The organism is Micromonospora sp. CNZ296 (genome assembly GCF_007827635.1).
The window spans coordinates 1-11,494 of record NZ_VISW01000046.1; the positions used below are offsets into that span (position 1 = coordinate 1).

The 11,494-nt window shown below is 68.6% G+C and carries 8 protein-coding genes; all 8 read right to left on the bottom strand.

Translation table 11 applies throughout. From position 1 onward, the window contains the following. Window positions 1-98: 98 nt before the first annotated feature. Window positions 99-4,022 (bottom strand): hypothetical protein, encoded by a 3,924-nt coding sequence (locus FB455_RS33605; protein WP_114919823.1) that lies wholly within the window; start codon window positions 4,020-4,022, stop codon window positions 99-101. 114 nt (window positions 4,023-4,136) lie between these two features. Next, window positions 4,137-5,213 carry a hypothetical protein gene (locus FB455_RS33610; protein WP_145755781.1) on the bottom strand — a complete coding sequence of 359 codons (1,077 nt, stop codon included), beginning with the start codon at window positions 5,211-5,213 and terminating at the stop codon, window positions 4,137-4,139. 1,081 nt (window positions 5,214-6,294) lie between these two features. Continuing rightward, complete coding sequence (locus FB455_RS33615) at window positions 6,295-7,521, bottom strand: site-specific integrase (protein WP_145755782.1); 1,227 nt, start codon at window positions 7,519-7,521, stop codon at window positions 6,295-6,297. Then, window positions 7,521-7,718 carry an excisionase family DNA-binding protein gene (locus tag FB455_RS33620; RefSeq protein WP_145755783.1) on the bottom strand — a complete coding sequence of 66 codons (198 nt, stop codon included), beginning with the start codon at window positions 7,716-7,718 and terminating at the stop codon, window positions 7,521-7,523. Before FB455_RS33620 ends, FB455_RS33615 begins: the two co-directional genes overlap by 1 nt. Further along, window positions 7,715-9,337, bottom strand: a complete 1,623-nt coding sequence (locus FB455_RS33625; RefSeq protein ID WP_145755784.1) for a replication initiator — start codon at window positions 9,335-9,337, stop codon at window positions 7,715-7,717. The genes FB455_RS33620 and FB455_RS33625 overlap by 4 nt, the downstream gene beginning before the upstream one ends. A gap of 424 nt (window positions 9,338-9,761) precedes the next feature. After that, window positions 9,762-10,109 (bottom strand): pentapeptide repeat-containing protein, encoded by a 348-nt coding sequence (locus FB455_RS33630; protein ID WP_145755785.1) that lies wholly within the window; start codon window positions 10,107-10,109, stop codon window positions 9,762-9,764. Between the two features lie 639 nt (window positions 10,110-10,748). Then, window positions 10,749-10,964, bottom strand: a complete 216-nt coding sequence (locus tag FB455_RS33635; RefSeq protein WP_145755786.1) for a hypothetical protein — start codon at window positions 10,962-10,964, stop codon at window positions 10,749-10,751. Between the two features lie 223 nt (window positions 10,965-11,187). Further along, a complete protein-coding gene (locus FB455_RS33640; protein WP_486481637.1) occupies window positions 11,188-11,400 on the bottom strand; it encodes a hypothetical protein in 213 nt (70 codons plus the stop codon). Window positions 11,401-11,494: the final 94 nt, after the last annotated feature.

The following is an 11,494-nucleotide window of genomic DNA, read 5'->3' on the forward strand; positions in this document are numbered from 1 at the left end:
GTTCTAGCTTGGTCGCTGAACCAACTACCGGAGACCTCTTCAATTAGCGACCACCGCCACGCCCCAACACCGACGCCCTACGAAACACGGCCTAGCCGTCAACGATCGCCCTCGCTTTCAGCCGAGCGGTCCTCACGGCGGGCGTCCTCGCGGTAAGACCGGCTCAGCCCGTCGAGCAGCGCTCCGGAGCGAGGCCACCTGCCGCGTACACGGTCTGCCGTCGCGGTGTACTGATCGGCGAGCGCACGCTCCTGCGCTCCGCCGTCGTAGACACCGCGGCCTGTAACGCCCCGCTGGTTCATCTTGGCGACAGCGAGATGTCGGTCGAGGTCTGTGTCTCGAAGGATCTCAAGAACGTCGCGGACCGGTTCGCTGGGCCAGGTGCCGTCGTCGTCGGTGAGGGCGCCGGATAGCGCACTGCCTAGGACGCGCGGCAGCACGTGAGCACGGCCGGACGCAGTGAGCTTCTCGCGTACCGATTCCACCCACCGCAGCATGTCCTCGGTGGTCGGCAGGTGCCCATCGACAGACCCCGGGAGCGGTCGGCGCCACTCACGCAGGACGGCCCAGGCGGCGGTGGACGCCCGTGACGACGCCGTGTGGTCCGTCGTCTCTCCGTCGGCTGGCTCGCCGTCGCCTGATGCCGCGCCGGTGTGCAGGTCCGGCGGGTACAGCAAGGACACGAGGTTGACAAAGCGGGCGGGATTGCGGGCGAGCTCTCGGTGCAGAGCGATCGGCCTGCGGCTGTGGTCGAGAAGCGGCTGGTAGAACCACTCGAGGTCTGCGAGCAGATTGTCATCCGCGCCGGCTTCCTCGAGATTGTCGAGCAGGCGTCCGATCGTGTACTCCGGTGACTGTGCGCGCGAGATGTCTTCGGTCGCCGCGAGGGCCGGCGCCATCAGTGCCTGGATAGCCAGGTCGCGGTCGGCGCAGGCGCCAACGTCGCTGAGCAATTCGATCGCCGTCCACGCGCGGCCGCGCTCGAGGAGGCGCCGCACAACTGTCGGCGTCAGGTCGTCTGAAACTCCCAGCGGCTGCATGTCGCGCCAGAACTCGTCTTGCGTGTCCGCCTCCAGGCCGTCCACGAGCGTCAGCAGAGCCTCGTCGATCGCCGCGGTCCGGCACAGCGCTGCGGCCTGCGCGGGCCTGGCGACTACCGTGCCAGCGAGCCAGCTTGCGTCCTCCCGTTGTCGGTGCGCCGCCAGACCCGCAGCCATGGCGTGCAGGGGCTGCGACGAGCCCGTGAGATGCTCGAGGACCATTGAGTCATGGGCGGCCGTAACTGCAGCCAGGGCGTCGCCGACGGCCGCCGGCAGCTTTGACGCCTCGGCCAGGCGAAGGACCGCTGGGAGCCCGTCCCTGAGGCGGCGTCGGACTGCTTCAGCCCTCGCGGACGCGAGCGCCTCCAGATCGGCATCCTCGCCGTTACGGTTGAGCCCACGTCGAAAAGGCCGCCATGAGAACAGCTCGGCATCGTCGGGGTGACTCCCCGGGAGGGCGTGGGCATCCAGGAACGCCTCAAGGGCCTTGAGTGCTTGGCCGGGCAGCGCCCAGCCCGCGTCCGGGTGCCGGCGATGCATCGCGACCCGCTCGGCGAGGCTGGCGAGGACGGTGCGACGGCACTCCTCCTGCAGATCGGGCCATGCGGCCTCGGCTGCCTTGAGTAGCGCGAGCCTGCCGGTCTCCCGGAACCGGTGGACGAGAGCGAAGGCGGCGGCGAGCCGGTCCGGGTCGCTGCCGGCATCATCGGCAATACGTAAGGTCAGGGCGTCCAGCGCGTCGCCGGTGTCGCTCATGGTCGCCTGCGCCGGCCGCGGCCAGTCTCGGAACTTCGGGCCGCTGATCATCCCTGGGTTGGCGTGGCTCACGAGGTCGAGCGCGAGCCGCCAAGCCGCCGCCGGCGCGACTCTCCGGACGGCGTCGAGCGCAGCGACACACGTCGCCCCGTCGCCCGCACCTTGCGGTACGTGCAGGTGCAGGGCGGCAGCGAGAGAGGCGCTGGGCCGGTTGGCGAGCCGCCCACCCGGGTCCTGATCGGCGAGGCGGCCCAGCACGACAGCTACCCGAGACAGCAGTGCAGACGACCAGGCCAGGCTCTCCAGCGCCCACAGCAGGGAGCAGTGGGCGCTTTGACCGCCGAGCCCGAAGTCGCCGGACGTCTCGGCGAACAGCGACATCACCGGCGTGTCAGTTTCATCAAGGGAATGCTCGACGCACGCTAGGAAGCCCTCAGGCGACGCCTCAGCCAGCAGCGGCAGTAGATCAGCTACCGCATGCCAACGCGCGGCGTTGGCGTCCTGGAGCAACTCGCGGACGACCCGGGACGCGCGCTGCTGACCGGTGACACCGCCGGGAAGCTCACGGTCGCCGACGACCGCGCCGAGGATCACCGCAGTCGTGGCCATCCCACGGCGCAGCGTGCTGGAGTGCCGCCGGCGCGGCGCGCCTGTCTCGCTGAGCCAACCAGCGATGCGCTCGCGTGCGGTAAGCCCAGAAGCGGGGTCGCTCTCGCCCAGCACGCCCGGCGCGAGCGACTGGAACGCATCGAGATCCTCAGCCGTCAGCGCGTGATTCAGGGCGTCCCACGCATCCACCGGATCGGCGAACTCCCACCGGCGGTCCCTCAAGAGCAGTGGTGCGTCCTCACCTGACGTCAGCGTGCTCAGGTCCCGGGCAGTCGCCCGCCAGCCGCGGTCGGTCAAGCTCTGCAGCGCCTCTAGATCGCCCTGAACATCGTCGGCCCAGGCACCGGCGAGCAGCAGCGGAGCAAGCAGGTTCGCCGTGGCGTCCGAGGCCCACCGCGGCTGGCGAAGCCAACCGGGACGGCCAATGCGCCGACGCAGCGATGCCAGACTCCGTCTCGCCGCTCGTCCGTACTCGTCGGCCCGGTCGTGATCAAGTCCCGCAGCAATCCATGCCTCTCTTGCGAGGTGCCGGTGTAGCCGTGGAAGCCGATCATCGGCGGGCCGGCCGGCGCGAGGCAACACGACGTGGTGACCGGCACGGAGGCCGTCGCCTATCTCAGGCTCGGCGAACACCGGCACGAGCACCATCGGACTCTCGTGAGCGGCCACCCGCCGCCATGCCCGCATGTCCTCGACGACGAGGGCCCGTTCCAGGAGCGCTTCGAGTCCGGCCGGTGCGCCGGTGGTGCGAGCTAGACCCATTGCGGCGTCACCCTCCTCCGCGATGGGCGGTCCGACGAGCTCGCCCAGCTCCGTATCATCAACAGCGCCAAGCGGATCCTCCGACCCGCCTGCCCTGTCCACCGGCGAATCAGACATCTGGCGTGACACGATGCTCACGTCCTGTGGCGGCTCCGCCATCAGGCTGGCCGCGACGAACGCTACGGACTCGTCTCGGCTCGCCGAAGCCACCACCTGCTCGACCGGTTTGGCGCGGAGCCGGTCCCGGAGGCTGCGAACTCGGTCGTCGCGCCCCGCCAGTAGCAGCGCTGCCGGAATGGCCGGTCGCGTGCGCTCGGCCCAGTTTCGATACCAGTCGCGAAGACCGATCACGCCGTGCGGATCCCACCCGAGCTGCTCGGACGCCAGCCACCGGTGCACTCCAGGGCACAGCGCAAGCCACGCAGCAAGATCCTCCGCGTCGACCACCCGGATACCCGCCCAGCCATCGCCGTCCTCGGTGCGGCGATCGACCCAGCGCTGCGCGCCGGGCCACCGCCGACTCGTGACGAACACGAAGACGACACCTGCGCGCTCGTCCCGGGTCGACCCGTCGACCCGCTTCCGGTAGTCGCGCTGCGCCTTGTCCTCGGGGTCGCGGCCCGTGCCCAACTCCCAGACCGAGCGGCCGAACGGCAGGAACGGCGGCGCACCAGATGGACTTGTAACCTCGCCATCAAGGCCGGGCAGCCCGACGGCCTCGGCGGCGGGCATGCGCAGCGTCTCCGGAGCAGCCACCGCGAGGATGAGGCGCCGGACCAACGTCGGCAGGTGCTCGCGCGAGTCGTTGCGCTCCGACCACTGTTCCAGATCGGTCGCGGTCAGCAACTCGGTCATCGGACCTCCCTTACCGTCCCCAAGATAGAACGTCCGGACGACAGTTCCGCTGCCGCGACGCTGCCTCCGCCTGATTGGCTTAGATCATTGAAAGAGGAGCATCTGATCGTTGACCTACGACGGCAGATAGAGGCTCGATGGCCGCGGCCCTTCGGATGACCATCGCTTGGCGGGCGGAGCCGGCCGGATGGTCAGGGCGGCAAGACCGCCGGGCACTCCGAGAGCTTCCAGCGCGCGGTCGAGCCATGCCGGTTCATCAGCGCACATCTCAGCCATGAGGAGATACTGCCCCGGCACGGCCAAGCGACGGTGAACGACAATGCTTTCGCGCATCAGGCCACCTGGCAACGTCCGGCGAAAAGCTACACCACGGTGGCCGACATGATCGATGTCGTTACTGGGAGTGCCGACTCGCTGCTGGCCGGAGGTGAGGACCACACCCAGGACATGCGGATGGGCGTCGAACAACGGGTCCAGGGCCCGGCGAAGTGCCTCCTCCTTACGCGGCAGAGAGTCCTGGGCAAACGCGGAGAGCGGCCACAGGGCACCGGCGTCCTCCAACCACAACCAGGCTGCTCCAGCTGACTCCGTCTTGACGGCTTTCGCCACAAGCGCACGCAGCAGACGAGGGCCCTGATCCGCCGCCCATACCGGGCCAGAGACCACCGTCCCTGCCGGCGCCGGGCCGGGTCGCACGGTGAGAGTCGCATCTTCCAGCGCAACCTCGACGATGGCGCTGTCTGCCGCGGACTTCTGCGCGGCGGAGCTCACGGCTTCCCGCCACTGATCGGTGGGCTCGTGTGGCAGTTCGCCGTCCCAGTGCACCCCGTGCCGATGCTCGAGCTGCCGGAGAAACGCTTGCGCCTGTTCCACCTGCTGGTTGTACTCCAGGAACTTCTTGTCCGGCCCGAGCGTCCGCAACTCAAGGAATACGTCGCTGCTGGCGCGAACCGCCCGCAGGTCTCCCGGGCCGCCTTGGGGCTTGCTGGGCTCCAGCATCACCCTGGCGCCGGCCACCTTCGCCTGCACCGCGAGCCTCGCCAAGGCAAGGTGGTGGCGGAATTCGTCGGCGACAGGGTTCGCTCGGAGGTTTCGGCGCAGATGGCCGACGCCCGGCGTCGCGGCATCAACCAGGTACTGCAGACGCGCCCACAGCCCCACCACGGTTTCGAAGGCACCAATGCCCATCAACGAGGCGAAGTATGGCCCCATGGTCGGACCAGCTACACCGTTGGCGGGCCGCACGGCCTTGTGCAGCCAACCTGGCCCGAATAACGCTTCGAGATCATCTATCATGCGAGACGCCGTCTCACGACCCAGTGGTGTCAGGTAAGTAGCCTCTGCCGGATCACCGACCGCGATGGACCAGTCGAGCTCACGGCGGCCTGCCTCTACGTCACGCCATCTGTCGTTCACAGGCCAAGCATTCTCAACGCCGCCACCGATTTTCCGTCGCCCCAGCCCCGGGAGCCTCGGTCACATTCAGGCCGCGGCTCCTTATCGACCTAGTTATCGCTCAGGCCGTGCGGGAGCGCGCGGCGGTCGGATCACGTCCGGCGCCAACGCGCGCGAGAGCCAGACAGTTGGCCGTTGGCAGTGCGACCCACCGCGCGGGCCACACTCCGTGTCCCGAAGCTGATTGTGGGGCTTCCTGCCATCGGCGCGACATCGAGCCCGCTGAAGGAAACTCGCGGTGTCGGTGGCGCACGAGCCTGACGAGATCATCATCCCGGCGGTGCGTCGAGGCTGACGAGTCGCCGTAGCAAGCCGTGATCCGAGAAGGTGTCGGCTCCGCCTGAAAACTGACCACGTGGTTCCCCGGCTGAATCGGGAGCACGTCCTGTCAACGAGCGGGCCGTGGGAGCGGATCGGGAGCGACCTGAGCCTAACGGTCGCTGGCCGGGCGTCGGCGTCAGCCAGGGCCGCTCGGGTAAGCGGCCAGGATTTCTGACGAACGACCTGCAGGACGATCTGTCTCAGCCTGGCCGCAGCCGCGCGGTCACGTGCCCGGGGTCGGGGGAGTAGGTTGGGAGCAACAGGGTGCACTGAACGGCCTTCAACCGCACCGAACGGCACCCGACCGCACGCAACTGCACCCACCCCTGCCTGCGTCTTCTCGTTTCCGCAGGTCAGAGTCGGTGCAGCGTCCTGTTTCACACCGAAGAGGTCACTGGTTCGATCCCAGTATCGCCCACGCAGGTCAAAGGCCACTTCCCGGCTTCGGGAGGTGGCCTTTCTGCTGCCGTACAGCAGCTTTGTACAGCAGTTCTCGTCAGCGGCTCAGGGATTCGCCGAGGCGCTTGAGGGCTTCTCTCGTCTTTGTCGATGTGACCTGCGTGTAGATCTCCATCGTTACGGAGAAGCGGGCGTGCCTGAGCACCTGCATGGCGACTCTGGGATGGACGTCGAGGTCGGCCAGGAGTGTGGCGCAGGTGCGCCTGGCGTCGTGGACGGTGATCGCCTTGACGTTCGCCTTGTCGCACCGCGTCTGCCAGGAGCGCTGGAAGTTGCGCGGTTCGATTGGGGTGCCGTAGCGGATGGTGAAGACGAGTCCGCTTTCGTGCCACGCCTTGCCGGCGGCTGCTCTCGCCTCGTCGCGTTGCTCGCTCCGCAGTTTCAGGGCCGTGAGGCAGATGTCGGGCAGGGGGAGAGTGGCATCGGACGCCTGGGTCTTGGTGTCGCGGTGCAGGAGCTGTCCGCGTACGCGTTGGAGCTGGCGGCCAATGGTCAGCTCTCCGGCGTCGAGGTCGACGTCCTTCCAGGTGAGTCCCAGCGCTTCGCCCTTGCGGAGGCCGGTGACGAGGACCAGGGCGTAGGCGGCGTAGAGCGGGTCGTCGTCTGCTCTCGCGGATTCCAGGAACCTCCGTGCCTCGTCGCTCGACCAGGACTTGCCCCGCCGACGGCGGACGGTGGCGAGGGTGACCGCGACGGCAGGGTTCTTGGTGATGAGGTCTTCGGCCTGGGCGTGGGTGAGGGCGGCCCGCAGTGCGGCCCGGATGTCGCTGACCGTCCGCGTCGACGGGACGGCTTGGCAGCAGCGGCCGACCGCGCAGCAGCGGCTCTTGTGCTTCGGCCTGGCAGCGTCCTTGCCCTGGGCGCAGCACTGGCAGGTCCGGGCGACCTGGTTGATCCATGTCTGCACGTCGCGGGACTGGAGCCGGTCGAGCCGCTTCGCTCCGAGGCCGGGGGAGATGTAGAGGCGGACGAAGGTCTCGTAGGTGGCGTAGGTCAGAGGTGCCCGGTTCGGCTTGATGATCTCGGTCAGCCAGTAGGTGAGGAAGGTGCCGACCGTGGGGACGGTGGTCGCCACCGGACCTTGCTTCGCCTGCTGGTGCAGTTTGATCCACTTGTCGTGGACGGCGTCGCGGGTCTTGCCGTAGACGTACTTGCGGGTGCGCCGGCCGTCGGGCTTGGTGACCCAGACGTACGCGGCGAAGCCGTTGCGGTACGGGAAGATGGACCCTTCGCCGTTGGCGCGGGCGCGGGCGCGTCCGGGCATCAGGCGGCCTCCTGGCGTTCGACCTGCTCGCGGATGTAGTCGTCGGCCCATTCGGGGAGGATGCGGCGGTACTTGCCGTCCTTGATGGAGCGCAGCTCGCCGGTGGCGATCTTCATCTTGACCTTGGAGATGCCGAAGCCGAGCAGGACGGCGACCTCGGCGGGGGAGTACCAGCGGGGGGTGAGGTCACGGGTCATGCGGCCACCCAGGTTTCGTGAACGAGTTCTTCCCGGCCGATGCGTCTGCTCTCGCGTCGCTGCCGCGCGGCGGTGTTGGCGAGGAGAGCGTCACCTTCGGTGAGCCAGCCGGAGCCGAGGTAGGTGAGGGTGCTGACGCTGATCGTGTCGGCCGGTTCGTCGTCCTCTTCGCGGCGGTAGGTGGTGCGGGTGGCGCGGAGCTGGCCGAAGGTGACGGAGTAGCGGCGGGCTTTGGTGAGGAAGTGGCCGCCGAATCCGAGCATGTGGGCCCAGCGCCGCAGTCCGGTGTAAGCGTTCGGTTTGGTGTCAAGGCTGGCTTGACGGTCGTCGGCGGTTGCGGCGCCGCCGGTCACATCGGTGTGGGTCGGGCGGCCGAGGTGCCAGCAGGCGTCGATGAGGCGGGCGACGTGGTCGCCTCCGGGGTCGGCGTAGTCGTCGATCGTGGCGGGGGTGAGCCGGCTGGAGGAGTGGCCGGTGACTTCGGTGGCCTTGGTGGCGTACTTGGCGAGGTAGGCGGCGACCTTGCCGTCGGTCAGCTCGCCGTCGCTGCTGTTGATGCGTCGGACGTCGACCTGCTCGCCCCAGGCGATCAGCCACCCTTGCGGCTGGTCGGGGTGCGGGGGTGTGGTGACGGTGATCTGCCGGGCGGCGGCGTGGATCGCGTCTTCCAGGTCGTCGAGGGTGATGCCGGCCGGTGGCGGTACGAGGGCGTCCGGGTCGTCCGGGTCGTCGGGGTCGACGCCGTCGAGGCGCAGCAGGACGTGGAAGTGCACGGCTCCCCGGCGTTGCATCTCGGCAACCTTGCCGTGGGACACCCGCACGGGCGGCACCCAGCGGACCTTGCCGGAGGCGGTGACGACGCCGGCCTTCGGGATACCGCGTCGACGGCACGTTGCGGCGACGTGGCGTTCAGCGGCCTGCTTGGTGCGCCGCCACAGCTCGCCGGAGAAGTAGTTCCAGACGACCTGGTGGGCGTGGTCGTAGCAGTCGAGGCACAACGGCTGCCCGAGCCGCGGATCGTCGGCGTCGTGGCGGGCGAAGCACGACGTGAGCTGTCCATGCGGGCAGGTTCCGGCGTTGCTGCGGGCGCGGCAGGGCGCGGGTCGGCAGTCGCAGCGATGCCGGGTGCGGCAGGTGTGGTTTGGGACGTGGCGGTGGTGGACCGGGCCGAAGGACGGGGCGGTGAAGGTGACGAAGACGACCGGGTGCCGACCGACCGAGGCGGGGACGCCCTTGCCGCCGGTCAGACCGCGACAGACGACTTGATAGGCGTCGCCCTGGTAGACCCACGCGCAGTCCCGGCACACCGATTCGCGGCGGTTGCCGCACGCCTTGTACAGCGTCCGGTCGGGCAACTCGTCGGTGTGCTGCTCGCTCAGGATTCGGCCGGTGTCGCGGTCGACGGCGGCGATCGTGCCCGTGAGGCGGACCGGGCGAACACAGCCGCCGGCGGGGCGAGTGTGCTCCAGCCAGCCGGAGAACCCCGGCGAGGCGGCGCGGTGCAGGACCTGGGCGTCACGACCGGCGGCGAGGCCGGGGCGGTAGGCGGTGAGAATGGCGGTCTCCTCTTGCGGGGGTGGCAGGGACGGGAGACAAAGCACCACCAGCCGTGGACGCATGTCCGCTGGTGGTGTTCGTCGTGTCTCCTGGCACCGCCGAGAGGGCGGCTGACGCCGGAGGGCGGAATCGTGGTCGTGCCACTTCCCGCCGATCGGTCATGTCCTTTCACGCTCGTGGTTTGGCATTGAGCCGGCACGGGTGGGGAGCCTGGGATGTCGGCATCCGGCGGGCTGCCGCAGGCTGCCCCCACCCGTGGAGATGTGCGAATCCGGGCCATCGTGGACGGCAGGGAAGGCCGTGCTGGGCCGATCAACGGATTCAGAAACGGCACGGCGGCCGGTGCGATTGAGAGCAGGCGGGGAGGTGGCCCGCATCAGCGGCAGTAAGGCCGCTCGGCATCTCCGACGTCGAGTCCAGCGATCCGGCAGGAAGGCCGCGCTGGCGTGCTCGATGAGCGCCAGAATAGCACCGGGTACCGACACGTCAACTGGACGAAACCCCGGAGTCTGAGAGGCTGTGCGGCCACCCAATGACGCGCTCGGCGGTGACGCCTCGAAGGTCGGCCCCGTTCCACCGAGCCCCGGTAACGTCCGTGCGTCCGTACTCCGGATCGTGCGTCAGGACGTAGCTGAACCGCGCGTAGGACAGATCCGTGTCACGCAGGTCGGCATCCCGCAGATCGCAGCCAGCGAAGCTGACACCTCGGAGCGAGGCGCCCCTAAGGTCGACGCCACGGAAGTCACACAACTTGAACGAGTGCCCATCAAGGGTGCGATGCCGAAGATCGCCACCCGCGAACGATTTCCTCGTCGCGCCAGGCAGGATGCTCATCCGCGAACCGTAGCCCGACCGCCCGTTGCCGAAAAACCGGCTTTCTACGCGTTTACATGCGACCCATCAGCCGACGGAGGACACCGACTGTCGGCCGGGTGTGGGAGGACTTTCTGTACGTCTATCAAGGCGGCCCGACAAGCGGGCCGCACGCGCCGCCGCCTGGGCGCGCGCCGGCCGCTGCCGCTGTCGCTCTGCGGCCGTCACGCCTGATGCCCGGCGGCTGGCGCGGAAAGCGGGAAGCCCGGAGGGCCGCCGCAGAACAAGAGACCGTTGACGAGTGAGGGGGTGGGCCGGCAGCCGGCCGGGCCGCGCGGCCACGAGCCCGCGCGGCGTAGGGGAGGGCACGCCGGGCCGCGTCGGCGAGCTGGGGCGGTCGCGGGGTCGCGGCTACTGCGCCTCCGGCGGGGGCGCTCCGGCTCCAGGGTGGCCGGGCTCCGTCGGCGGGTCACGGTCCGTGGGTGGCTGCGGAAGGAGCCAGCCCGCCTGCCGTCGACCCGGGCAAGCCGAGCAGACCACCGCCCGACCCGCCAGCGCTCGTACGAGCCGTCAAGGTCCGATTGACGTGGCGGGCCGGGCGGTGGCCCGCTCCCCAGGAGGTCGGGTCGATGGCAGACGGGATGGCGGATGTGCTGGCAGCTAGCGCTTCAGCTTGTCCAAACGGTCGTCCAGGTAGAGCCGGCACTCCCCGGTGCTCTCGAAGAGGACCGTCGAGATTCTCTTACCCAGGTAGGGGCCGCTCTTGACCTGCTTGGTCTGAACGATGGTGCCGATCTCGTCCGTGCCCGGAACCCGGGTACGGACCCGATCTGGGGCACTGTCCCGAGTCTTTTCTCTTTGTACGGAAAGGTTCATGTGAGCAGTATGGCGGAAACGTACGACAGCACTGGATCACCAGTCTGCGAGCGTGCCCAGTGCAGGGGTGACACCGGCGGTTCACGGCACGCTGGCAGCGGTAAGTTGGACGCTGCTTGCTGGTCTGCTGAGCCGGATGTCTACCCCACGGTGTAGATCAACCCGGTTCCCAAGCTGACCGCTCAGTTCGCTTGAGGCCTAATGCATCTCGACCGGGTCGAGCCTAGAACGGCGGCTCGTCGAACGAAAACTTCCCCTGCGTCTCTGGCCATGCCCCACTCGGCAGCGGCAGGTTGGTTACGACGAACAAGTTCAGGATGTCCTCCCGGTCCATGAACATGATCTGACTGCGCTTTGAGGCGTCCAGCTTGTTGCCGATCCAGTTCCGCGCCTGTTTCGTTATCTCGCCGCCGGCAACGATAAACGCATGATCCACTAATACTCCAGCCGGGGATGTTGACCTTGGCTGAGCTGGGGCTTGGTGTGGTGTGTGAACGGGTGCAGCCACCGTCGATCATGGGCGGTTGTGT